Here is a 26158-nt window from a genome sequence, read left to right as displayed (position 1 = left end):
GTTTTAGAAAGGTGTGGATAGAATGGACGTTCTTACACATAAATGCCCAAACTGTGGGGGTCCTCTCACGTTTGATCCAAAAGATCAAAAATTCCACTGTGACTATTGTTTAAATGTTTACACTGAGGAAGAAGTCAGTCAGTACGAACAAGAACAAAAAGCAGCCCGAGGGATTCACTCAGAAGATCAACCGCCCTCCCAACAAGATTCTGAAAAAGATTTTACTTTTACTGCAGATGAACAGTTGGAGCAGATGGATGAAGCAGAACGAAAAGCGTTTGAAGAAGCTGGTGGTTTTTCTGATCCTAGCGATCAAGCAACACCAACTGAATCAGTGGAAGAAGAAACAGAAGCAACGATGGAACTATTTCTTTGTCCAAGCTGTGGGGCAGAGATCGTGACCGATGCAACAACGGCTGCTACTTACTGCTACTATTGTCACAACCCAGTTGTTTTATCCGGGCGGTTAAGTGGAAAATTACTGCCAAATAAAGTCTTACCGTTTGCAGTCGAAAAAGAAGAGGCGGTCGAAAAATTCTTAGCTTGGACAAAGAAAAAATGGTTTGTACCCAAAGAATTTTTCAACAAAGACCAAATCGACAAACTAACTGGCGTTTATTTTCCTTATTGGACAACGGATGCAACCGTTGACGGCTCTATGCAAGCGACCGGAACAGTGATTCGTATTTGGCGAGTGGGTGACATCGAGTATACAGAAACCAAACAGTTTGCTGTTCATCGAGAAGGCTCACTTTCCTTTAAAGAACTAGTAAAAAATGCGTTGTCCAAGAATACCCAACAAAAAATGGTGGAAGCAGTCCAACCGTTTCCTTTGAACAAGGCAATTGACTTCAAAAGTCAGTATCTGGCAGGGTTTCAAGCAGAAAAACGAGATATCGAATATGAAGCAATCAAATCACAAGTGCAAGATGAACTGCAAGATTACTCCGAGAAATTGTTACGTGACACCGCAAATGGTTATACCACATTGACCAATGTTCGGACTTCGACAGATATCACTAGTGAGAATAATGAATATGTTCTTTTACCGGTATGGTTAGTCACTTATCGCAGTAGTGATGCCAATAAGAAAGTCTATTATTACGCCATGAATGGTCAAACAGGTAAAGTCAGCGGTGTTTTACCCATCAGTCATAAAAAACTGGGCTTGACGGCTTTTGGAATCTTTGCTGTATTGGCGATCCTCTTTATGATTGGAGGATACTTGATATGAAAAAAAGAATTTTACTTTTCTTTCTAGTCCTATTCGGTTTCTTTTGGAGTTCTTCCGTTGACGCTGCTACACCCGCAGTGAACGATGAAGCTGGTTTGTTTACGCAAGAGCAGATCCAATCTTTAGAGCAACAAATCCAGCCTATCAATGAGAAGATCAAAGGACAAATCTTTATCGTAACGACGACTTCCAACTCAGAAGAACCTCGAACGTTTGCAGATGATTACTTAAGAAATGCGATCGGTAATGATCAAAATGGGGCTGTTCTGTTGTTAGATATGGGGCAACGTGAGATTTACATTTCAACTTCTGGTAATATGATCGATTATCTTGATGATGCTCGGATCAATGACACGTTAGATGATGTCTACGACCAAATGACGAATTCGGCTTATTTTGCAGCAGCTCAAGCCTATTTGACTAAAACTTCAGAATATGTAGAAGCTGGAGTTCCTGGAGGACATTATCAAATTGATGAAGAGACTGGCAAGATCACGCGGTATAAAGTGTTGACGACGACTGAAATAGTGATTTCTATCATCTTAGCCCTAGCGTTGAGCCTCGTATTCTACTTTGTAACAGTTTCGAGGTATCAGTTGAAATCAGGAACTTATAAATACCCATTTAGAGAAAAATCAAATGTAAAATTAACGGATAAAACAGATCGGTTAACCAACTCCTTTGTCACTACACGCAGGATTCCAAAAAGCCCACCTCCTGGCAGCGGCGGTGGCGGAAGTACGACTCATTCTAGCGGTGGCGGGACTTTCGGTGGTGGTGGTCGAAGCTTTTAAAGCACCACAATAGGAACAATCATCCATAAATTAAGATGCTTCCTTCATGCATTGTCGTCAGCTAAAGCTGATACAACTACATGAAGGAAGCATCTTATGTTTTCCACTGATCCTGTTTAAAAGATAATATTGTCTTCCAATAAATCCATATTGGTGATAATGATCCGATGATCTTTAACGGTGATTATCCCATTTTCCTTCAGTTGTTTTAAGATCCTACTCACACTACTAGCGGTAGAGATTCCGCAAAACTTGGCGATTTCTTCATTAGTGATCACAAAATCGATCATCATGCCTTCCTCTGTCCGAACCCCAAATAAATCATATAACTCGTAAAGTTGCGTACATACGGCACCTAATTTCCCATTTAAAAGCATTTGTTGCATTTTTTTCATGGAATACAATAAACGATAACGATAATATTCTTTTACATAATGTTGCATCTTTGGATCTTCGTTGATATGTTCCCAAAATTTCACTCGATTGATTCGATAAAATTCTGCATATTCAGATTCAATCCGAATATTGTACGGCGAATCAATAAACTGCGAATATTCATCTTTTAAAAGTGAAACAATCTCTAGATCTTTAATATACCTCAAGTTGAACTCACGACCATCATTTGAGATGACACTTGCTTTGACCGTGCCTTCTTTTAAAATATACGTGTAACAATCCTCCACTCCTTCAAAAGTTAGATACTTATGATATCTTTTTCGTACAATTGGAAATTGATTTTTCTCTAAATATTCCTTTAGCACTCTGCTGTCCAATCATGCTCCCCCATCCAAACATTTATCTAAAAAAATAATACAAGATTTCTAAGTATTTTAAAGCCCAAAGGTATTTTACTAATGATATTAACATTTGTTAAGTACCATTTTAAATTATGTCTGTGATTTTTTTCTTCTTTTCGTTTCGTTATACTGCGAATGTAAAAAAAAATGAAAGAATTGAGGAAAAAAATATGAACTACTGGATGAAAACAATTATTAATCGACTTGAAACAGCTTATCAAACAAGATTTGACATGAAAGCTTCTTTGGTTTTCTTAAATGATGCTTACCAAAATTCGATTGAATTGATCAAAGCAGTCGATGAAAAACCATCGAATGAATTAGAAGAATTTTTAGAATTATTTATGACGACTCGAGACTTGTTCATTCGTCAATTGGTCGATCGCTACCCATCAAATTACCACGATGTTGAAGTACAAATCCAAAAATTAAAAGCTTATTCAGATTAAGGGGTAAACACAAAGCAAATGGAAAAAAAATTATTCAATAAACATTTTATCGGAATCACTCTTATTAATTTCATTGTCTATTTAATTTATTATTTACTGATGGTCATTATTGCCGTTATTGCTCAAGATGATTTACATGCTAGTATGAGCCAAGCAGGTTTTGCTTCTGGTATCTACATCATAGGTACACTATTGGCTCGTTTATTTATGGGTAAACAACTTGAATTATTTGGGCGCAAGTTTACTTTGCGTGGTGGAGCGATTTTTTATTTACTCTCTACTTTAGCCTATCTTTTCACCCCAACGATCGGCGTATTATATCTGGTACGTTTTTTAAATGGGTTTGGCTACGGGACCGTTTCGACAGCAACCAATGCGATCGTCACTGCCTATATTCCTGAATCAAAAAAAGGAGAAGGGATCAATTATTATGGTTTAAGTACTAGTTTAGCCGCTGCTATCGGACCCTTTTTAGGAATGATCTTGCTTAATCTGACTGATTTTCATTTTATTATTTGGTTTTCTATCGTTTTAGTTTTTCTTGTAACAATTGCCTGTCTGATGTTCCCAGTCAAAAATATTGATTTATCAGATACTCAAAGAAAATCACTACAATCTTGGAGTATCCATGGATTCATTGAGAAAAAAGCATTGTTCATTACAGGAATCGCCTTTTTAATGGGTCTTTCTTATTCAAGTGTTTTGTCCTTCTTGTCTTCTTATACGAAAGTCATTCATTTAGTCGCTGCAGGCTCCTTTTTCTTTGTGGTCTATGCGTTAGTTATCACCTTCACTCGCCCATTGACGGGACGTATTTTTGATGCTAAAGGTGAACAGTATGTCATGTATCCTAGCTATTTGTTCTTGACTGCTGGCTTATTTCTACTAAGTGCGACAACAAACAGCATCACCTTACTTATTTCAGGCGCACTCGTTGGTTTAGGTTACGGGACTTTCATGTCAAACGGACAAGCAGTTTGTTTGAAAATCGTCAAAGAACACCGTATCAGTATCGCTCTTTCAACTTACTTCATCGGATTAGATCTAGGTCTAGGTGTTGGCCCCTACTTGATGGGAATATTGAAATCTTATACGTCATTTAGAGGATTATACATTGTTTCTGGTATCATTCCTTTGATCTGTACAGTTCTCTATATCGTTTATAATAAAAAAAAGAGCCACTCAGCAAAACTTGAATGGAATTAGTGATGATCTGAAACTGATTCAAGAAACGAATAAAAGGTGTTGAAGTATTCACCTCTAGCAAAATATTGGCCGAAGAATCCAAAGATAGAAGAAACTATTTTTGGATTCTTCGGCTTATTTTCATGAATAGATACTTCTGTCAGAACTCCTTTTTGTTCAGAAACAATCACCCAATTTTATTCTGCTAACCCATAAACTTCTAGTTCATAAAGACGGACAGCTGTATCTGCGCCTTGAGTTGGTTGATCGATGATGACTCTCACAAATCGGGCAGTCGTTGCTGCAAAGGTATTTAGCGTTGAACCTTGCGTATTATTAGTTGTTCGCGAAACTTCTTGGAAATTTTCTCCGTCTGCACTCACTTCTATAGTATAAGCTTTGGTATTCATGCCTACACTTTCTCCTCCTGCAGAAGCGTGGGCCATGCGCACTTCACTGATCAATTTAGCTGTTCCTAAATCAAACGTGATGGTATGTGGCGCACTCCCTACAGCACACCATTTTGTTCCAAGATCACCATCGACAGCAAACTTTGGTACCTCTGATTCATTCACATATGAAGAGGCTTCTGCTTTGGCACCTTTAGATAATAAACTCAGACCAGCTTGGGCATTCTTTGTAACCGTAACGATCCCTTTCATTTCAGTTGTCGTTTCCCCTGCTTCATTGATTGCTGTCAATTCTACATCGTAGCTTCCTTCTTTTGAATAAGTGACACGAGGCTGTTCTTCCGTACTTGACTCTACATCAGCACCTTTGAATGTCCACTTTAAGCTTTGGGTATTTCGTGAAGAGGTGTTCGTGAAAGTGATCGGTTCTCCTGGCGCTACCAAAGTTTTTGAGACAGTAAAGGAAGCACGTGGTAACTGAACAGGTGGCCAGTCAAAACTGATTGGTCTGGAAGGTTCACCCTTGTTGCCATAGATATCAACTGGCACAACTTCGATAGCTGTAGCTGTTGCATTTTGACGTTCTAAGCCATTGATAAAATAATTCTCAGCAGGTGTGGCTCCGATAAAGACACGTGTTCCATCGTCTAGAACTCGGTAAATTTCATAGTGTTTGATGCGATCTGCTTGTGGACTAGTCCAAGATAATCTGATCCCGGCAAACATTGCTTCTTCGTCAAATGACAAATCATCGAATGTAACATCATTGACTGCTGTTGGACTCAGCACTTTTTTAGGTGTCGCAGAAATTTGACCTAAGAATAACTCATAATTCTCATTTGCTTTTGCTGAGGTTACCTCATAGGCAATCGACGTTACTTCTTTTCCAGTTGCTTTATTCAAAGGATAAGAAACCGTTGTCCAGTCATTCCCTATTTTTTTATTGCCATTAAACGTTTCAAATGTACCATCAGCAAAACCTAATACTAGTTTCAACGTGGTTCGATCAGATGCTTTGGCTGTCGTCGTAAATGACATGTTTTTCTCGACTTTGACTTTTGTTTGATACAGTTTGATCTTACTTGTTACTTTTTCCGCAAGTTTTCCTTTAAAAGCCAAGGAACTCCCACCATTAAAAGCAGTAGTATAGTCCACACTACCAGCTAATTTATTGCCAGCTCCTTCTTCGATAATATAGCGGTAAGTCGGCATGATATCTTGGAGACTTCGATTATTCCATTCATTTGTTGAAACTTGTTGCCCATTGCTAAAATAGCTGTAACCATTTCCAACATTGAAATTGGTGATAAAAGGCCATTGCGTAATAGCGGTTTGTTCAACCGAAAAAGTAGAGATTCCAGGCCAACTTGTGCCGGTCGGTAGTGTACTTTTAGTAGGATCCCCTTGTTCATTGATCCAGAATTTTTCTTCTTTTTGTTGGTAGTCTATTGGGTCATTGGAAGAAGAATAGGTCCAACTTGGGACGTAAAGCCCTAGTGAAGTATAGGGTATTCCCTTCTTATCCGTAAACAAATCCCATCTGACCGGTGTATCGTACCCTTTTTCTTGGACATCGATTCCCGCAAATAAATCATAGGGATCAATGGCTAAACTTTCTGCTTTTTCTTTTGATTTACGCAATAGATCTTGGCCTGCTAAGCTAGAGGTATTCCACCAAAAATTCAAAAACATGCTATCTGCTACTGAATTCAAATCAGCATCCACTAAATAATCTTGGTTTTGATCAGTCAACGCATTCTGCCAATCCATTTTCCCATCACTTGTCATGGAATCGTACCACATAACCTCTAACGCTCCAGCTGATTTTTGTTTAAATTCCACAATCAGTTCTTTCATTAAATCAGCGTGTTTTTTCGTTAGATTGGTTTCTGTCTCTTGATTGATGAACCATCCATCAAACCCATATCTTTGTGCGACTTCGATCATCTTGTCCACGATTGGAAAATGACCTTGAGCATCTTTTTCTAAAAAGGTATTCAACCATTCGATTTTTCCGCCATGGGCCCCTTGTGGAAAAAAGATCGTACCTAAAACAGGCACACCATTTTTATGCGCCGCATCGGTAACATCTGGGCTTGGCGGAACAATAATACCTTCGCCAGCTGAGCCTCCCCAATAAACCAATTGATCAATATATTGCCAATTCGAAAAAACATTTGCATCAAACTGATTGCTCCCTCTTGGTGCATTTCCACTAGTGCTATTATTCATGATCGAAAGTGCGACAACCTTCATCTTTTCGTTTTGGGTAGTATTCGATTTTAATAAGTGCGATTTCTCCACTCGTGTGGCTAAAGGCTCAACACTAACATTGTATTTCGCATCTGTATCCTGATCAAACGTCCATTTAAGCAATTCATCAGGGAACCAGTAAGAGGACTCCGGTTGATTATCCATCGAAACCCTTGCCTCGGGATTTGTGGTATCTACTTGTGCATAAACGACCGGTTCTTTCAGTGCAATTCCCATCATCACCGTTACCAATAATCCAGCTAAAGTACCTTCTAACTTCTTCATTACTTCCTCCTATGATTTGATCTTATCTAATCGCTTGCTGCAACTGTCCACTCGCTACTCCTTTCTTAATTATTATCTTCCACAATTTATGATAGCGCTTACTAAAAAAGGTGTACATGAACAAACTATAGCTTTCTTGATACAAATTATAGGTGTTATCAATGAATGAATTTTATGAGAACATCCACTTTTATTGGTCTTTCTGATTAATAAAAACACTCTGTGTGGTGTTCATGGATTTTTTTCAATTGTTCGTTCGTTAATTTCTGACTGGTCACTAAATAATCGATTTCATGACTAGCAATTGCTTGATGAATGAAGCGTTGTTCTAATTTATCTTGTGTAGCTAACACCATCAAATGATTGGCTTGTTTACGAAACGCTCTTTTTACTAACGCTTCTCCTTCATGCGTTTCCGTCACGCCTTGATTAAAATCAAATCCTCGACAGCTGATGATTGCAAGGTCAGCAGCATAAGTCAAAATATCATTATACGCTTTTGCTCCGTTGATCGTTGCTCGTTTTTGAACGATTTTACCACCGACGATCGATACTTTTGCTGAAGTAAATTCACTTAGCATCGCAGCAGTAATGACCCCATTCGTAATGATTTGCAGCCCTTCAAATCGACCTAAATTTCGTACTAAATGCAAACTAGTTGTACTAGAGTCTAAAAATAAAACCATATCATCTTTGATCAAATTAGCTGCAATATCCGCAATATAACGTTTTTCACTTTCTTCCTCTAAATGGGTGATTTTCATCATATATGGTACATCGATTTTCTGATTATCTACTAACATAGCCCCACCACGGACTCTTCGGATCAGACCACTTTGTTCTAAGACAACAAGATCTCGTTTCACTGTCGCTTCACTGTAATTGACTAAATCGATCAATTCAGTAATCCTGGCAAATTGGTTGATTTTCAAATGATTGACAATCGTTTGTTGTCGCTCTTCTACATCACTTAACATCTTCCCCACTCCTTTCTCTTTCGCTTTATTTTACCATAAACAAAGATGCCTCCACCTACATCCAAAAACAGAATCGAGTGGTTAGAATGAAAATGCTTCGCTATAGGACATCAGCCGAAACAACTAAAGTTAGCGATTCATTGGCTTATACCTAAAAATATTGAGCATTTTTTCATGACCACTCGATTTCGATTTCATTGGAGACTGAGCCAAAACTTGTCTCGGTCTCTTTTAGTATCTCTAAAACGAATAAACGATGAGAAATTCGTCTTATTTATAACACTTGGCTTGATCGATCGTGTTTAAGATCGTCATTTTATGTTTCACTACTTCCTGTACTTTTTGATTCGCATAAGGGTAGATCATATTCGGTTCATACATTTCCGGGTTTTCATTTAAGATTTCTCTTAAAGCATCGAAAAAGACACTTTTTAGATCCGAACTAAGGTTGACCTTAGCTACACCATATTTAACTGCTTCGCTTACTTCTTTATCCGGATTTCCTGAACCACCATGCAAAACAAACGGCAAATCGATGGTCTCATTCAATTCTTTCAATAACTCGATATTCAATTTTGGTGTTTTATCTTTAGGATATAAGCCATGTGCTGTTCCAATAGCGATAGCTAATGTATCAATATTCGTTTCTGCAACAAACTGTTTTGCTTGTTCAGGATCTGTGTAAATAATATTAGCTGCCCCACCTTCTGCTGACCCATTATTCCCAATCGTACCAATTTCTGCTTCGACTGACACATCTACCTCGTGAGCTAGAGCCACCACTTCTTTAGTTATCTTTATATTATCGTCAAAGGATTGCAAGGAGGCATCAATCATGACCGAGGTATAGCCATTGCGGATAGCCCGTAACACATCACTTACTTTACCGCCATGATCAAGATGGATCACTACAGGTACTTTACTTTTATGCGCATAAGCTCGAACAGCAGCAACAAATTCATCATTCAAGTAAGCAATCTCATCGGGATGGATCTCTAAAATCACTGGTGCATTTAACCGTTCTACTTCTTCCATGATTGCCTTTAACATATCATAACTACAAATATTAAAAGCAGGAACCGCAAATTGATTGTCTTTAGCTACTTTCAATAACTCTTTCATTGTATATAACATTACACTTCCACCTCATTTATTATTTTTTCTTGCTTCACTATTTTTTCTTCATTTCCGACTTGTTCTTCGCTTGATTTCTTTAATAATCCAAGTGAAAGAGCCGTAACTACTGTCCCAGCACCAATCGCTAGCAAATACATGGGTAGGTGATTGATCACGTTAGGTATCAGCATGACCCAAATCCCGCCATGCGGAGCAATGGATGTGACACCGGCAGCCATTGAGATGCCCGCTGCAGTAGCAGAGCCGAGAATCAAGCTCGGAATGACTCGAATCGGATCTGAAACTGCGAAGGGAATCGCTCCTTCTGTAATATAAGAAGCACCAAGCACCCAACAAGATTGACCAGAAGTCCGTTCTTCTTTCGTAAATTTTTTCTTGAACAACAGTGTGGCTAAAGCGATCCCCAGCGGTGGGGTCATTCCAGCTGCCATACATGCTGCGATCGGTGCATTGACTCCGGCAGACATCAAACCAATGGAAAAAGTTGAGATCGATTTATTGATCGGCCCTCCCATATCAGCTGCCATCATCACGCCGATGATCAAGCCAAACATTAATCCGGAAGTATTACCTAAACTATTCAACCAATTGGTTAATACTTCTAATAACCACGAAATGGGTTGTTCGATTACAAAAACCATTGCTAAACCAATGATCAAGATAGATATTAACGGAACGACGATCAATTGATACATCGCTAAGATACCTTTTTTTACAGGAATTTTATTTGCCAGAAAATCTGTCACATACCCTGCTAACAGCCCCCCGATCATTCCTCCAAGAAATCCAGAACCACCAGTAGATGCCAGTAGCCCTGCCACGATCCCAGGTGCAAAGCCAGCTTTCCCCGCAATAGAGGTCGCAATCCCTGCCCCTAAAGCTGGCACCATCATGGCAAAAGCGGTGTCTCCACCAATTCTAGAAAATGCGGCAGCTAGGACATTATAGTCAGCTGATTTAGGATCCGCTGCAGTGATCCCAAAAGCAAAACTTAATGCGATAATAATTCCGCCCGCAATAACAAACGGTAACATATAGTTCACACCACTCATAAAATGGTTATAAAGTGTAGCTTTTTGTTTCGTGGCTTTTGTTTGTTCAACTGATTGAGCAATTTCTAACGTATTGATCCCTTTTAATGCTTCATCAATTACCAATTCTGGTTCTTTAATTGCTCGACTCGTTGAAACTTTTTTGATTCTTTTACCCGTAAAACGTTGCATATCAATTTCTTTATCAACTGCTAGAATAATCGCATCTGCTTCAGCAATCTCTTTTGTAGTTAACCTATTTTCCGTTTTGATTCCTTGCGTTTCAAACTTTGCATCATGGCCTAGTTTTTTAGCAGTCCCTTCTAATTTCTCAGCGGACATATACGTATGCGCAATTCCCGTAGGACATGCGGTTACACCAATTATTTTCATCGTTATTCTCCCCTATCTGCTTATTCAATAACGGTCTCAGTTGATGCATGTGACATTATTCGATGATTCATTTAACGGATTGCTTTTTCTTCATTTTTTAAAACGGTCATAATTTCTGAGGCTGAATTTGCTTCTTTGATTTGTTTTCTAAAGTTTGGATCAATTAATCGCCTTGACAACGCACTGAGAATCTCAAGATGACTGTCAGCAGCGTTTGCAGGAACCACGATTGCAAAAGTATATGCAATTGGCTCCCCATCTAAGCCAAGATATTCTGTAATCTGGCTGCTACGAACAAAACAAATGGTTGGTGTAATGACAGCCTTGCTTTTAGCATGTGGGATACCAAATCCAGCTTCAATCCCTGTAGGCACTTCCTCTTCTCTTTTGAATAATGCTTTGATTATTTTTTTTGCACTTTTTACTCTATGTGTGGTTTCAAGTGTAGTACCGATACATTCAAATAATGATTTTTTTGATCGAATTGAGTCATCGAAAAGAATCAAATCTTCTGAAATCAGTTGACTAATCTCCACTCCACATAACCTCCTTTCTCTATTTGTTAACGCTTTCTAATAACTGTGGCAAGTATAGCATCCCTAATTCAGCCATTCAATGCTTTGAACGAATAACGAAAAATGGATCAAAATTTTAAAAAATCAGTCAAAAAAATGATCGATAGTGATCATCAAAATAAGAGGTTCATGTGTTTCAGACCTTACTTATATAAAAAAACACAACGTATTTTGACCGTTACAATCAAAATACGTTGTGTTTATTGATGATCAATCAATTCTTTCCCAGTCAATCGTTTCTCCAGGAACTTTATCGGTATTCCACCATTTTGCACGATATTTTACACCTTTATACATGACAATATCCCCAGCAACATACACTTTATCTTTATCCCAAGCTTCAATTGAAGGATCTTCCGTGTTGCCATTGTTATTATCATCATCGGTAATATTTCCTACATCACCTTTCATTTCATCACGATATTCCCATATTTTCTTCGTTAATTTTGGTAGTCTTGCTAATTCTTTTTTAGTATCAGCAGTAACTTCGATAGCCCATTTTTCAAAAAATGGCGTTAGATTTTTGTTACTGATCTTTGAAGCAGATAAGATAAAATGTTGTCGCTTGTCTTGTTCTGTCCATAGCTGTGGACTTTCTTCACGGTATAACTGATGTAGTTTAGGATAGAAGTCGCTGCCAAATGCTAATTCCAACTGCCAAAACATTCCTAGTCGAACAAATTCATCTTGTTTATCAAAATTTTTCGATTGACTTCGATTCAAATAATTGAAAATATCCGTATATACGCGATCTTCTTCTAAACGACTACGCTGTCCTAATGCTTTTTGTACCCGCATCGAAAAGATATTCACGGTCACTTCGGTCATATCCTCCCAACCCATATCATCAATTTGATAGGTATGACCTAATTCATGCCAAATCCCCCACTGTGAGGAACCGTCTGGATCTAACAAGACTCTCATTCCATCTGCATAATTAAAACCAGTATGTTGTTCATACGCGTACATATAATCTTCTCTGGCACTCGTTTCACGCATATGTTGAACTAAGCCAGTTGGTTGACGATGGATTGTAGCGCTATTATCTAGTCCGGCTGTTTGATCGTGAAGATCAATTACTTTTTCTTTCGTTGTTAAAATTTTAGTTGGGTCCTTCACATAATTAATTGTTTTGTCGGATCCTGTAACCAAAACTCGATCACTGACCAATTCATAAGCAGGTGCATTTGGATGATTTCTTACTTCATTCTGCCAATCTTTATTGGTCATTTTTCCTAAAATAAAACGTGGAATTGTAATACCACCACGTATTTCAATTCTCGTTTTTTGTTGCGTGATGCGAGTGGATTCATTTTGGATATGGATCACACCTTCTTGAGTACCGGAAATGACGTTTCTTCCTCTATTTAGTCGTTTCCCTTTCGTTGCCCCTTCGAGATAATCTTTCAGACTAGCCCTGGTAATCGTATACGTCGGTAGTTGTTGCGCCGTTTCATCTACATAAATTTCGATCGTATCATTTTTACGTTTATAGATCCCTGTAGATTGATTGCTACTAGGACCAAACCAATTACCGATTTCTTCCCGATAACTCTCAACATCCTCACTTTGATAAGCATTCAAAACCGTTGAAACGTTCTCATTACTTCGCTCTGAAAGAACGACTTCCCTCCCAATAGTCGGTTCATTTACTGTTGCCTCAACATTTAGGTCATTTGATAAAATAACCATACTGAACAGTAAAGACCCCAAAATCATTGCTTTCTTCTTACTCATATTAGCACCCCTTAATGTTATTTTTTTCTTTATAATATAACATTAACATGCATTATTTTATAAATGTTGTCGTTTTTTTCGAACAGAAGGAAATAATGAAAATCAGACTTTTAAATAATATGGTATGATAAATTTTTAGTGATTATTTTTTGTCTATCAGAAACAGAAAACACAAAAAAAACAGACTACCTTTATCAGATAGTCTGCTAAACATCGTATGAACAATGTTTTGATTATTCTGCAGCGTTTGCGTCTTTGAGACCGTACTTTTTGTTGAAACGGTCCACACGTCCGTCTGCTTGTGTAAATTTTTGACGTCCAGTATAGAATGGATGTGAGTCAGAAGTAACTTCGACACGGATGACTGGGTATGTATTACCGTCTTCCCATTCAACTGTTTCTTGTGAAGTTTTTGTTGAACCTGACAAGAATTTAAAGCCAGTTGTTGAATCCAAGAACACTACTGGATGGTAATCTGGATGGATGTTTTCTTTCATGCGTTTTCGCTCCTTTGCCCTGACCCATTTGCTGAACCAGAGTTGATTTGTCGATATACAACAGTAACATCTTAACATGTTTCTAACAACGTTGCAATTATCTTTTTAGATTTCTTGTCTGATTTTTTTTACCGAACGAAACATCTTGGAATTCTTTGAAAAATTGTTGATTGTTTTTGGTTTTTCTTAAAAAACGGATCAATTGTTCGGTGTATTCCAATGAATCGCCGACCATATTCTTTCGTAACTTCCAAATTTCTTCTAATTGATCTTCTGGCATTAGAAGCTCTTCTTTTCTCGTACCAGATTTCTTGATATCAATGGCAGGGAAGATACGACGCTCAGATAGTTCACGAGACAGTTGAAGTTCTAAATTCCCTGTTCCTTTAAACTCTTCATAGATCACATCATCCATTCGGCTACCCGTATCGACTAAGGCAGTTGCTAAGATCGTCAAGCTTCCACCTTCTTCGATATTTCTAGCTGCTCCGAAGAATTTTTTTGGTTTATATAGTGCGGCTGGATCGATTCCCCCGCTCAATGTACGACCACTTGGCGGTACGACTAAATTGTAAGCTCTAGCTAATCGGGTAATACTGTCCATCAAGATCACGACATCTCGTTTATCTTCGACTAAACGCATCGCTCTTTCCAGGACCAACTCAGATACCCTTGTATGATTTTGTGGTTGTAAATCGAAAGTAGATGAAACGACATCTCCTTTGACGCTTCGTTCCAAATCCGTGACTTCTTCTGGGCGTTCATCGATCAGAAGAACGATCAGTTCTACTTCTGGATGATTTTCAGTGATTCCATTGGCGATTTCCTTTAACACAGAAGTTTTTCCGGCTTTAGGAGGTGCTACGATCAAGCCACGTTGACCAAAACCTACTGGTGAGAAGATATCGATCATTCTTGTTGCTAGTCTTTGAGAGGTTGTTTCTAACCTAAGCTGTTCTTGAGGATACAGAGGTGTCAATGCTGGAAAATGCGGACGTTCTTTGGCTTCTTCTGGGTCTTTTCCATTTACACTTTCCACGTGCATCAACCCATAATAACGTTCTGACTCTTTAGGTGGGCGAGCCTTTCCTGCTACTTTATCTCCATTTCGCAAACTAAACCGTCTTATTTGTGAAGCAGAGATATAGATATCTTCTACACTTGGCCCATAATTGATTGGTCGTAAAAAACCATACCCATCTTGTCCAACGATATCTAAGATTCCTTCCATATAATAAAACCCTTGTTTTTCTGCTTGCGCCCGAATCACAGCTAAAGATAATTCTTTTTTATTCATTTTGCTATAATAAGGAATCTTAAATTCTTTTGCGTAACTGTAGACCTCTTTTAATGTCTTATTTTCCAGTTCCGCCATCGTTAAATAATCACTCATTCAGCTTCCACTTCCTCCACCATTTGGATTTCAGCACCTAATGCCGTCAATTTTTCAATAATATGATCATAACCACGTAAAATATATTCTACGTTATAAATAGTAGTTGTTCCTTCAGCCATGAGACCTGCAATAACTAAACAAGCACCTGCTCGAAGGTCAGAAGCGACTACCTCTGTTCCATGAAGTTTATTTGGTCCATTTGTAATGATCAAATTCCCTTCCACTGATATATCAGCACCCATACGTGCTAATTCAGGCACATGATTCACACGTTTAGCATAGATCGTATCTGTGATTTCAGCTGTTCCTTTGGTCATTAATAAGAGGGGAGTCAATGGTTGTTGTAAGTCTGTTGCAAACCCAGGATATGGATAAGTCATCACATTCACCGCTTTTAACTCTTTAGACGGAAACACTTCAATCTCATCTTCTCTAATTGTCATGTTTACGCCCATTTCTTGAAGTTTAGCAATAAAACTTTCTAAATGTTCGTAAATCACATTTTTGATCTTAACACCATTTCCTGCTGCTGCAGCAAGCGCTAGATAAGTCCCTGCTTCGATTCGATCAGGGATCATGAAATGGCGACAACCATGGAGTTTGTCTACACCTTCGATCCGGATCACATCCGTCCCTGCTCCTCGCACTTTGGCACCCATATTATTTAACAAAGTAGCAACATCGATGATCTCTGGTTCACGAGCGGCATTTTCGATTACTGTCTGACCTTTCGCTTTAATAGCAGCCAACATCACATTGATCGTTGCACCGACTGAAACGACATCCATGAAAATCCGATTTCCCTGTAATCCCTGTTGGTCGGTCCGTAAATACATTGCACCATGTTCATTATTGACTGAAGCACCTAATGCTTCGAAACCCTTGACATGTAAATCAATTGGTCGTGGTCCTAGATAGCAACCACCTGGCAAACCAACCACTGCCTCACCAAATTTTCCAAGCAGTGCCCCCATAAAATAATAGGAAGCACGTAGACTATTGATCTTACCACTTGGCATGGGCACAGAGACGATACCGCGGGGATCAATTTCTAAAATATTTTGTGAAAAATGGATTTTTGCTCCCATGATTTCTAAAATTTCGATTAGTGAATGAACATCCTGAATATCAGGTACGCCTTCTAAAATAACCGGAGAATCTGCTAAAATCGCTGCAGGAATCAAAGCCACTGCACTATTTTTAGCCCCACTGATCGTTACTTCACCAGTTAACGGACGATTTCCTTCAATTATGATTTTTTTCATTGATTTCCACCTTGTTATTGTTCAATTTTATTACACATGCTTGTATTTTATCATAGATGAAATAAAGAAACGAGTTCCCATTCTTTTTTATTTCCTCAAAAATCAAAGGTCTATTCTGAAAAAAGATGGACGAATGTTTATCAAAGTGAACGATTATCAATTTGCGAAAAAAAAACCGCAAAACAGGTTGAACCTGTTTCACGGCATTCTTAATCGATTAATTAAGCTTTGTTAGCTGAACCGAACCAATCAATGTGTTCTTCTGCATCTTTAATGATTGCAGCTTTACCTGGTGCTAACAATTTACGAGGGTCAAAACCTTTTCCTTCTTTATCTTTACCAGCTTCGATATATTCACGAGTAGCTTTAGCAAATGATAATTGGAATTCAGTATTTACGTTTACTTTAGAAACACCCATTGAAATTGCTTTTTGGATTTGTTCTTGAGGAATACCTGATCCACCATGTAATACTAAAGGCATATCTGGACCTACAGCATCAGCGATTGCTTGTAAATGATCAAATGCTAAACCATTCCAGTTTTCTGGATATTGACCATGGATGTTACCGATACCACATGCTAGGTAGTCGATTCCTGTAGCAACCATTTGTTTACATTCTTCGATATCTGCTAATTCACCGTTACCGATGATTCCATCTTCTTCTCCGCCGATTGAACCAACTTCACATTCAACAGAAATTCCTTTAGCGTGAGCTTTTTCTACAACTTCTTTCGCTAATTTCAAGTTTTCTTCAAATGGTAAGTGAGAACCGTCAAACATAACTGAAGTATAGCCTACTTCGATACATTCCATAGCTGCATCATAGTCACCATGGTCTAAGTGGATGGCAACAGGAACAGTGATGTTCATTGATTCAACTAAGTCACAAATAATATCTTTAGCAACTTTGTAGCCGCCCATGTATTTAGCCGCACCCATTGAAGTTTGGATAAGTACTGGTGCTTGTTTTGCTTCAGCTGCTTCAAGGATTGCTTGAGTCCATTCTAAGTTATTTGTATTGAATCCGCCGACAGCGTAACCGCCTTTACGAGCAGCTTTTAAAAATTCAGCTCCTGATACTACTGGCATAATAAATTCCTCCTAAGTTTTGTAAAACTAAATTTGTTAAGACTATCCTTAACCAACGAACCTATTTTACCAAACATTTTCAGAGTTTTCTACTAAAATCAATGAAAATGAAAATTTTCAAGAACTTTTTTGCAAAAAATAAGGTTTTCAGTTGGCTGATTTAGTCAAAAATGGCTAGTTTATCGTTTTTTATTGTTCAAACAATAACAATTTATTTATAACTGTTTTCTCTAAATTCATCTGAAACATTAAAAGCGTATTTGTCCCGCTTATTTTCCTTCACGTTCAGACAAAGCAGCTCCGACAAATCCTTTGATCAATTTTTGTGGGCGATTTGGTCTTGAGATCAATTCTGGATGGAATTGACAACCAACAAAGAATTTTTTCTCTGTTAATTCCACGATTTCCACTAAACGATTATCAGGAGAAACACCTGAGAATACTAATCCTTTTTCTTCAAATAATTGACGGTATTTATTGTTGAATTCATAACGATGACGGTGACGTTCTTGTACTACATCAGCTCCGTCATAAGCTTCGGCTGTTTTCGTTCCTTTTTTAATTTTACATGGGTAAAGACCTAGACGTAACGTTCCACCTAAGTTCTCGATATTTTCTTGGTCTGCCATCAAATCAATGATATTGTTCGTTGTTTCTGGTGTAGTTTCTGCTGAAGCAGCATCTTCCAAACCAACCACATTACGAGCAAACTCCACACACGCCATTTGCATGCCTAAACAAATACCTAAGAAAGGCACATCATTTTCACGAGCGTAACGGATGGCTTCGATTTTTCCTTCGACCCCACGATCGCCAAAACCACCAGGTACTAAGATGCCATCTGCATCTTTCAAATATTCTGCAACATTTTCTTTAGTTAAATCTTGAGCCTTGATCCAGTCAAGTTCGATATCCGCATCAAAAGCAAAGCCTGAATGTTTCAACGCTTCAACAACTGAGATATAAGCATCTGGTAATTCTACATATTTACCTACTAAAGCAATTCGGACTTTTTTCTTCAGATTCAATACTTTTTCTTCTAATTGTTTCCATTCTTCCATATCAGCTTCTGGCGTTTCTAGTTTCAAATGTTCACAAACGATGCGATCCATGCCTTGTTTTTGTAAAAGCAACGGAATAGAGTAAAGAGTGTCCACATCTGGTGATTCAATGACCGCTTCGGGTTCTACGTCACAAAATTGTGCTAATTTATTTTTCACATTTTGTGAAACAGGTTGCTCTGTTCGAACCACCAAGATATTAGGTTGGATTCCTAAACCACGTAATTCTTTTACACTATGTTGAGTTGGTTTAGTTTTCATTTCTCCCGCAGCTTTTAGATAAGGAATCAATGTGGTGTGGATATACATCACGTTATCAGCACCAACATCCGCCTTCATTTGGCGTAGTGCTTCTAAAAATGGTAAAGATTCGATATCGCCGACTGTTCCGCCAACTTCAGTGATGATCACGTCTGAATCAGTCATTTTTGCTGCACGCATGATTTTCTCTTTGATTTCATTTGTGATATGAGGGATGACTTGAACAGTTGCTCCTAAGTATTCCCCTTTTCGTTCTTTACGAAGTACTTCTGAATAAATTTTCCCTGTAGTAACATTGGAGTATTTGTTCAAATTGATATCGATAAAACGTTCATAATGGCCTAGATCCAAATCAGTTTCTGCTCCGTCGTCTGTTACAAAAACTTCTCCGTGTTGGTACGGACTCATCGTTCCCGGGTCTACGTTGATGTAGGGATCAAATTTTTGGATGGTTACTTTTAAGCCACGATTTTTCAACAAACGACCTAAAGAAGCTGCAACGATTCCTTTACCAATCGATGAAACTACGCCGCCCGTTACAAAAATGTATTTTGTCATAAGTTCAAAAACTCCTTCTTCTTTTATCTGCAGGAAAAGTCCCAGAAAATGAACAAAGCTCCCTATTCTAGTTAGAATAGGGAGCAAAATTTCTGTGAACTTCTGACCCTTTAAAAGGGTGCCCAATGAGTATACTACAAGCAAATTTGAAGAAAGTCAAGCCTCTAATTTAACGTTGCAGATGTCGTTAGTCATAAGAATAATCCAACGTCATTGATAAATGAAAACAGGTAGTTCACTCTCTAATAAAAAACTGCACGAAAAATAGTACACTCATTCTTTTAGTAAGAACGATTAGCCATACGACTTCTTTACTCATTCACTAGACTATCTTTGATGATCTCTAGAAGATTTTTGTCCTTTTTTTTCAGATATGTTTGTACTTCTCGTTCTTGCAGCATTGAATTTTTCTGTCCTATTTTTTAACGGTGACAATTTTTCTACATCTAATTGTTTCCAGTTTTCTTGTCTTCTTTTCTTAAAATCCTCCACTTTTTTCATTACCTGTTCCTGTTGTCCGGGGGTCAAATTAGAAAATTCAGCTTGAAAACCTAATTTATCTTCAGCTTTAGTTCCCACCTTGCCAACACTTTCTTTAACCAACCCTCTAAATTCTCTTTTATATAATTCAAGGTTTGAAAGTTCCTGTGGATTGCCATGCACAAGATCTGTTTGTGGATACTGTAACATATTGAATTCAGCATAGTTAGTCAGTAGTTCTACAGCATGGCGGTTAAACTGCCAACGTTCATTTACGTTTTCCACGCTCAAACCAAGATTATGTATAATTTCCCTATATTCATTCTGCCTAAGAGGCAAAACACGTCTTGAAGTACCTTCTATTGTTGTACTATGTGGTATATCTAAATTCTCTTCTAATATAGATACAACCTCGTGTTGTGCAAGTGGAATAACTGGGTCATTCATTTGCTCACGAAGTACTGAAGTGATATCCTGTATCAGGGTAAAAGGACGGCGCATTCTCAACCTTTCTATTTTTATTGAAAGTTCAGTATCCCTTATTGCCTTCATCTCCTCAATTCTTTTCTTTTGTGATTCTTTAATTTTATTACGAGTATCAGGACTGAGGTCAAACAAGTCCACGAAAGAACCAATATCATTAGGTTTCATCTTAAAATTTTCTATTACAAATTCTATATCCTCACTTAAATCAGCCTCATTAACTTTGTAAGGTAACTCTGAATACATTTTTTTAAGACTCTCTGCAACCTCTGTGAACGTCCTTGATGTCATCGACTGTTGCACCATTTCGTTAATTTTTTGTATTCGTTCTTCTTTTAAAAACTTGATTTTACGTCGAGGTTCTTCTTCAATCTCACTTTTTCTAATTGTTTCACGAAGATTTTCTTTATTTGCTAGTTCTAGCTTATCAATAGTAGAATTTATTTCATCTGGTGTAAAATAGGTTTTTTCAAAGAAGACGTCTAATGCCTCACTTATATCAATATCGTCTATTGGTTGAATAACATTAATTTCCGGATCATGAATCAATTGATTGATAGATGCAACAACTGTATCTATCATCTTTGAGCGATCAGAGAATGAATTGACTTCCTCACTTTGTTTGTTTAAATTTTTATGAACAGCTCTAAGTTTTTCGTCTCTTAATAAATTTTTTTTTCGCACTTGATGTTTTTTCATTGAATTAATTTGTGATGTTCTAACCTGTTCACGAGTATGATCATCCAGATTAAGACGATCTACTACGTAATTGATTTCATCTTTAGAATAAGTACGTAGGTTTAATAAAAATATTTCTTCTTCATCTTCCTCTAATCCTTCATTCATGTCTTTGATTATTTGATCTAATTCAACTTTATTCATAAATTTATGCCTCCTTTATAATATAATAATAAGGCAATAACTTTAATTTGAGCATACCTAATTTTCCCCCCAGAAGAAATAGGTGTTCTCAAATTAAAAAAATTCAATTATTTATCATCATATACAATCTTCAATGAACTCATTTTTTACTTGTGCGTATCAACCAGGAGTGCAATAATCACTGTAAAACAAGAATATTCTTAGAAAAATTCTACACAAAAAAAATGAAAAAAATTTTTTTATACTATAGAATAGGTGTGTTATTCATATTTTGCAAATAATTTTCTTTCCATTAAAATTTTAAAAAAAATTTCAATCAGAAATAGCTGTATACTACTCGTAGAGAATGATTTCATTACACAATCCAACCAGTTATTTGTGATTCAGAATAACTTAACATCATCCGTTTCTCATTCTCTTACTCCTGAGGTGTATTCTTCAGGAGTTTTTTGTTGTCCCACATCTATTTTGCTCTCACTAAACCATGCACGAACAAAATAAGCCAAAATTTCCTAAAATAAGTCTTCAGCGACTAAGAAATCAGTGAAACAAACTAACTTTCTCTTCAGTCGTACTTATTTTTCGTAAAATTTTGGCTTATTGTCCTGTTATCATGCAAAAGAAGGCTGTGAAAAGAGCGGTTTGCCCTGAGTATTAAGGATGAAAACCTCGAAACAGCTTTTCATGTTTTGAAAAATTCAGACTTACTTCAAGGAGCTAATGCTTAAAAACCATTCACTCGTTTTTAAAGTGAAGTGAGATTGATATCTTCAACTCCAATTATTCGTATTCTAATGGGGAAGCGATAATCAATATAATTCCAAGTATTGTTCTCTTTCCCATTCTGAAACAGTTTGTCTAAAGGCTGCCCATTCTAAGCGTTTTGCTTCGACAAAGTTCGAAAAGATATGTTGTCCCAATGCATCGATCATCACTTTGTCTTTTCTTAATTCTTTGATTGCATTATGGATCGTTGAAGGAAGATCTTGAATGTGGGCTTCTTCTCGTTCTTCTTCGTTCATCACATAAATATTTCGGTCCACCGCTGCTGGTGGTGTGATTTCATTACGAACGCCATCTAATCCAGCTTGTAATAAAACAGCCATTGCTAGATATGGGTTAGCAGATGGATCAACTGAACGCAATTCCAAACGTGTGGATAAGCCACGTGACTCTGGAACACGGACTAATGGTGAACGATTGCGACCGCTCCATGCCACATATACCGGTGCTTCATAGCCAGGAACTAAACGTTTATATGAGTTGACGGTCGGATTGCAAACCGCTGTATAGGCACGAGCATGTTTCAATAGCCCACCTAGGAAATGATACGCTGTTTGGCTAAGTTCTAAATCGCCATCTTTGTCATAAAAGACATTTCCTTCATCATTGAACAAGGACATATTACAGTGCATCCCCGAACCATTGATCCCGAATAATGGTTTAGGCATGAACGTTGCGTGTAACCCATGTTTACGAGCAATTGTTTTAACGACTAGTTTGAATGTTTGAATATTGTCACAAGCATCCACAACGTCTGCATATTTAAAATCAATCTCATGTTGCCCAGGAGCTACTTCGTGGTGAGAAGCTTCTACTTCAAACCCAAGGCTTTCTAATTCTAAAACAATATCACGACGACAGTTCTCACCTAAATCTGTTGGTGCAAAATCAAAATATCCACCTTTATCGTTTAACGTGGTCGTGATCCCACCATCTTCATCTAACTTAAATAAGAAGAATTCTGGTTCTGGACCTAAGTTGAAAGAGGTAAATCCAAGGTTGCGCATATCTTTTAAGGCACGTTTCAAATTCCCGCGTGGATCACCTGCAAAAGGTGTGCCATCTGGGTTATAGATATCACAAATCAAGCGAGCGACTTTGCCATGATCACTTTCCCAAGGGAAGATCATCCATGTTGAAAGATCAGGATACAAATACATATCGCTTTCTTCAATCCGAACAAAACCTTCGATCGAAGAACCATCAAACATCATTTTGTTTTCAAGTACTTTATCGATTTGACTAACGGGTACTTCGACATTTTTGATCGTTCCTAAGATATCTGTGAACATTAATCTTAAAAATCGAACGTTCTCTTCTTCAATGATTCGTTTAATTTCATCACCAGTTATTTGTTTCTTTACCATGGTATCCCTCTTTCTTTTTCTTTATATTATTCAGTCAAAGAATTGTCGTTGCATTCCTTGCGACTGATAATGCCCAGTTTTACTTAGCCCACCTTGCGCCAATATCTCATCACGAAAAATTTGTCGAACGTCATGATCAGTTAGCGGTTTTTTGCTCTTTTCTTCCTGTTTTTTGGCTTGAGCCATTTCGTAAACTCGTTTGATACCAGCCATATTTAATCCATCAGAAAGATAATCTTTGATCTCTAACAACAAGTCAATATCGTTTAATGAATACATTCGACGATTTCCTTCGCTTCTTTCAGGATGAACAAAATCTTGTTCTTCATAATAACGAATTTGTCGTGCGGATAAATCAGTCAGTTTCATTACTGTACCAATTGGAAATACAGACATTGAACGGCGCAATTCCTTTTCTCCCATCAGACGTCCCCTTTCGTTTAACAAGTTGGGTAAAGTATACCAATCAAAAAAACTACTGTCAACCGCTTATGTCAGGTTTTCTAACATGAAGGTTGGTTTTTTTTTTACAAAAAAACTTGAGCAACGATTCATTGCTCAAGTTTTCTAACTTTTAAAAAAAGAGAAAATACATAGGTCACTCTGATAAGAAAGAGACAACGACCATTTAACTATTCAGCCATTTAGAAGTTGACTTTGCAAATCCTTTTACTTCATATCCATTTTTTTCTTCTACAAAATGCTCTTTCAAAACGAGGGTTTGTCTTCGTAAAGCACTTAACGTTTGCCCATCCTGACTGGGTACAAAGAGCGTGTATGGCACCATCAATTCCAACAACTGCTGTTTGATCGCTTGCACTAGCTTTTCTTTCCCATCGGTACTTTGCGCCGATATCAATACATTTGGAAAGAGTGAGGGAGTAAATAAGGCTGGATCAATTTGATCCGCTTTGTTATAGACTGTTAATACAGGCATCTCTTCCATCTTTAGTTCCGCCATCAACTGTAATACAGTCTGCTCCTGCAAAATACGATCTGGCGAACTTGCATCAACTACATGTAACAATAGATCCATTGATTGACTTTCTTCCAATGTTGAATGGAACGCATCAATTAATTGTGTCGGAAGATCTTGAATAAATCCAACCGTATCAGTAACCGTAATCTCAAACCCTTCTGCAAATCGCCATTTCTTTGTTAAGGGATCCAAAGTAGCAAATAACTGATCTTTAGAATACGTATCCGCTTGCGTAAGCAAATTAAGAATGGTTGACTTCCCCGCATTGGTATACCCAATCAAACCAATTTGAAAGATTTCACTAGACTGTCTTTTTTGGCGGTTTCTCGCTCGATGCGCTTCTACAGCCTTCAACTCACGTTTTACCCCTAATATTTTATTACGGATATGACGTCGATCCGTTTCCAACTTGGTTTCCCCAGGTCCTCTCGTTCCGATTCCACCACCTAATCGAGACAATGACTTTCCTTGTCCAGCTAAGCGTGGTAAAAGGTACTCTAATTGTGCTAGCTCTACTTGCAGCTTTCCTTCTTTCGAACGGGCTCTCATGGCAAAAATATCTAAAATCAACTGGACTCGGTCAATGATAGGGATTCCTACTGCTTCTGAGACTAGCTGACTCTGCCGAGGGGTCATTTCATGGTTAAAGATAATCAGATCCGCTTCATGAGCATCCGCTTGTTGGATCAATTCTTGTAATTTACCTTTACCGATAATAGTTTGACGATCGACTTGCGGTCGTTTTTGCGTCAATGTAAATACAACTTCCCCAGAAGCTGTATTGGTCAGCTTGCTCAATTCTGCCATCGACTCTGTGAAGTATCGTTGATTCTGTTCTGTCTCAACGCCTACGATGATCACTTTTTCTTTTTTATTTGTCATCTTTTTCCTCCAACCACGTTCTGATCAATTGATCAATTTGCTCCATACTACTGGACTCTGCTAATAAGTCAAACCAATGTGCATCAAGACGATTACGAAACCATGTCAATTGTCGTTTTGCATACCGTCTCGAGTTCATCTTCAACTGCTCCACAACGTTTTCTAAAGATTCTTCTCCCTTAAAATACGGATAGAATTCTTTGTATCCAATGCCCTGACTCGCTTGGACTTCACCAAGTTCATACACAAAACGTGCTTCTTCTAATAAGCCTTCCTCTAACATACTATCTACACGTTGATTGATGCGCTGGTATAACAAGGCTCTCTCGGTATTAAGACCAATCATACAATAATCATAAAGACGTGCGGGTTCCTCTTGCGGTGTTGTGATACTGTAGCCAGTCACTTCAAATACTTCTAAAGCTCGAATCACTTTTCGTTGGTTATTCCAATGGATTTTTTCCGCTGCTAGCGGATCTTTTGTTTTCAAATACTCCCAAAGTTCTTTTTTACTGAGTGTTTCAGCTAATTCTTCATATTTTTTTCGTACTGCTGTGACGCTTTCCTCTTTTGCACCCAATTGAAAATCATAAAGCAAAGATTGAATATACAACCCTGTTCCACCAACGATCATTGGCAAATGGCCACGTTCTGTGATTTCTGTGATCAATTTTCGTCCAGCTTTTTGAAAATCTGCTACGGAATAAGTTTCATTCGGTTCGATGATATCAATCAAATGATGGGGAATACCTTCCATTTCTGACGTCTTTATTTTAGCTGTTCCGATATCTAATTTCTTGTAAACTTGCAGTGAATCCCCACTAATAATTTCACCGTGAAATTTTTTAGCCAATTCCACGCTAAGCGCTGTTTTCCCTACCGCTGTAGGTCCAACGATTACTAATACTTTTTCCAT

The 26158-nt window shown here is 37.8% G+C and carries 21 protein-coding genes; 4 read left to right on the top strand and 17 right to left on the bottom strand.

The window, feature by feature from the left end; translation table 11 throughout:
* Nucleotides 1-22: 22 nt before the first annotated feature.
* Nucleotides 23-1234, top strand: coding sequence for a hypothetical protein (locus AB3I12_RS11985; protein ID WP_063627447.1), 1212 nt, complete (start codon nt 23-25; stop codon nt 1232-1234).
* Nucleotides 1231-2028: a TPM domain-containing protein gene (locus AB3I12_RS11980; RefSeq protein ID WP_010738043.1), complete on the top strand. Its 798-nt coding sequence runs from the start codon at nt 1231-1233 to the stop codon at nt 2026-2028. Before AB3I12_RS11985 ends, AB3I12_RS11980 begins: the two co-directional genes overlap by 4 nt.
* A 116-nt stretch (nt 2029-2144) precedes the next feature.
* Here the strand turns inward: AB3I12_RS11980 and AB3I12_RS11975 are convergent, their stop codons facing one another.
* On the bottom strand, nt 2145-2801 hold the full coding sequence (locus tag AB3I12_RS11975) for a Crp/Fnr family transcriptional regulator (RefSeq protein ID WP_010738044.1): 657 nt from the start codon (nt 2799-2801) through the stop codon (nt 2145-2147).
* Between the two features lie 194 nt (nt 2802-2995).
* Between AB3I12_RS11975 and AB3I12_RS11970 the strand changes: the two genes are divergently transcribed.
* On the top strand, nt 2996-3274 hold the full coding sequence (locus AB3I12_RS11970; RefSeq protein WP_010718697.1) for a hypothetical protein: 279 nt from the start codon (nt 2996-2998) through the stop codon (nt 3272-3274).
* Between the two features lie 18 nt (nt 3275-3292).
* Nucleotides 3293-4480, top strand: a complete 1188-nt coding sequence (locus AB3I12_RS11965) for an MFS transporter (protein WP_010738045.1) — start codon at nt 3293-3295, stop codon at nt 4478-4480.
* A gap of 176 nt (nt 4481-4656) precedes the next feature.
* Here the strand turns inward: AB3I12_RS11965 and AB3I12_RS11960 are convergent, their stop codons facing one another.
* The 16 genes from AB3I12_RS11960 to miaA all read right to left on the bottom strand — a co-directional run bounded on the left by AB3I12_RS11960 (nt 4657) and on the right by miaA (nt 26158).
* On the bottom strand, nt 4657-7407 hold the full coding sequence (locus AB3I12_RS11960; protein WP_063627448.1) for a discoidin domain-containing protein: 2751 nt from the start codon (nt 7405-7407) through the stop codon (nt 4657-4659).
* Nucleotides 7408-7613: 206 nt separating this feature from the next.
* Complete coding sequence (locus AB3I12_RS11955; RefSeq protein WP_010718700.1) at nt 7614-8384, bottom strand: DeoR/GlpR family DNA-binding transcription regulator; 771 nt, start codon at nt 8382-8384, stop codon at nt 7614-7616.
* A 270-nt stretch (nt 8385-8654) separates the two neighbouring features.
* Nucleotides 8655-9518 (bottom strand): ketose-bisphosphate aldolase, encoded by an 864-nt coding sequence (locus tag AB3I12_RS11950; RefSeq protein WP_063627449.1) that lies wholly within the window; start codon nt 9516-9518, stop codon nt 8655-8657.
* A complete protein-coding gene (locus AB3I12_RS11945; RefSeq protein ID WP_010738049.1) occupies nt 9518-10945 on the bottom strand; it encodes a PTS fructose transporter subunit IIC in 1428 nt (475 codons plus the stop codon). Before AB3I12_RS11945 ends, AB3I12_RS11950 begins: the two co-directional genes overlap by 1 nt.
* A gap of 71 nt (nt 10946-11016) precedes the next feature.
* Nucleotides 11017-11481 carry a PTS sugar transporter subunit IIA gene (locus AB3I12_RS11940; protein WP_010718703.1) on the bottom strand — a complete coding sequence of 155 codons (465 nt, stop codon included), beginning with the start codon at nt 11479-11481 and terminating at the stop codon, nt 11017-11019.
* Nucleotides 11482-11730: 249 nt separating this feature from the next.
* On the bottom strand, nt 11731-13257 hold the full coding sequence (locus AB3I12_RS11935; RefSeq protein WP_231105513.1) for a M60 family metallopeptidase: 1527 nt from the start codon (nt 13255-13257) through the stop codon (nt 11731-11733).
* Nucleotides 13258-13490: 233 nt separating this feature from the next.
* Nucleotides 13491-13754 (bottom strand): type B 50S ribosomal protein L31, encoded by a 264-nt coding sequence (locus tag AB3I12_RS11930; RefSeq protein ID WP_010718705.1) that lies wholly within the window; start codon nt 13752-13754, stop codon nt 13491-13493.
* A gap of 97 nt (nt 13755-13851) precedes the next feature.
* The gene (gene rho, locus AB3I12_RS11925) at nt 13852-15147 is read right to left on the bottom strand and encodes a transcription termination factor Rho (RefSeq protein ID WP_010718706.1); all 1296 of its coding nucleotides are present in this window, start codon (nt 15145-15147) and stop codon (nt 13852-13854) included.
* A complete protein-coding gene (locus AB3I12_RS11920) occupies nt 15144-16415 on the bottom strand; it encodes a UDP-N-acetylglucosamine 1-carboxyvinyltransferase (RefSeq protein WP_010718707.1) in 1272 nt (423 codons plus the stop codon). Before AB3I12_RS11920 ends, rho begins: the two co-directional genes overlap by 4 nt.
* A gap of 221 nt (nt 16416-16636) precedes the next feature.
* Complete coding sequence (locus AB3I12_RS11915) at nt 16637-17506, bottom strand: class II fructose-bisphosphate aldolase (RefSeq protein WP_010718708.1); 870 nt, start codon at nt 17504-17506, stop codon at nt 16637-16639.
* Nucleotides 17507-17775: 269 nt separating this feature from the next.
* A complete protein-coding gene (locus AB3I12_RS11910) occupies nt 17776-19386 on the bottom strand; it encodes a CTP synthase (protein ID WP_010718709.1) in 1611 nt (536 codons plus the stop codon).
* A 327-nt stretch (nt 19387-19713) separates the two neighbouring features.
* Nucleotides 19714-21231: a hypothetical protein gene (locus AB3I12_RS11905; protein WP_231105514.1), complete on the bottom strand. Its 1518-nt coding sequence runs from the start codon at nt 21229-21231 to the stop codon at nt 19714-19716.
* 809 nt (nt 21232-22040) lie between these two features.
* A complete protein-coding gene (glnA, locus tag AB3I12_RS11900) occupies nt 22041-23381 on the bottom strand; it encodes a type I glutamate--ammonia ligase (protein ID WP_010718711.1) in 1341 nt (446 codons plus the stop codon).
* A 30-nt stretch (nt 23382-23411) separates the two neighbouring features.
* Entirely contained in the window at nt 23412-23804 is a 393-nt protein-coding gene (locus AB3I12_RS11895; RefSeq protein ID WP_010718712.1) for a MerR family transcriptional regulator, read from the bottom strand.
* A gap of 205 nt (nt 23805-24009) precedes the next feature.
* Nucleotides 24010-25242: a GTPase HflX gene (gene hflX, locus AB3I12_RS11890; protein WP_034698955.1), complete on the bottom strand. Its 1233-nt coding sequence runs from the start codon at nt 25240-25242 to the stop codon at nt 24010-24012.
* Nucleotides 25232-26158: a tRNA (adenosine(37)-N6)-dimethylallyltransferase MiaA gene (gene miaA / locus AB3I12_RS11885; protein ID WP_063627451.1), complete on the bottom strand. Its 927-nt coding sequence runs from the start codon at nt 26156-26158 to the stop codon at nt 25232-25234. Before miaA ends, hflX begins: the two co-directional genes overlap by 11 nt.

Source organism: Enterococcus sp. C65 (assembly GCF_040887165.1).
Lineage (GTDB): Bacteria > Bacillota > Bacilli > Lactobacillales > Enterococcaceae > Enterococcus_B > Enterococcus_B hirae.
The sequence above is the reverse complement of the archived record's forward strand: the minus strand, read 5'-3'. Positions and strand labels throughout refer to the sequence as shown.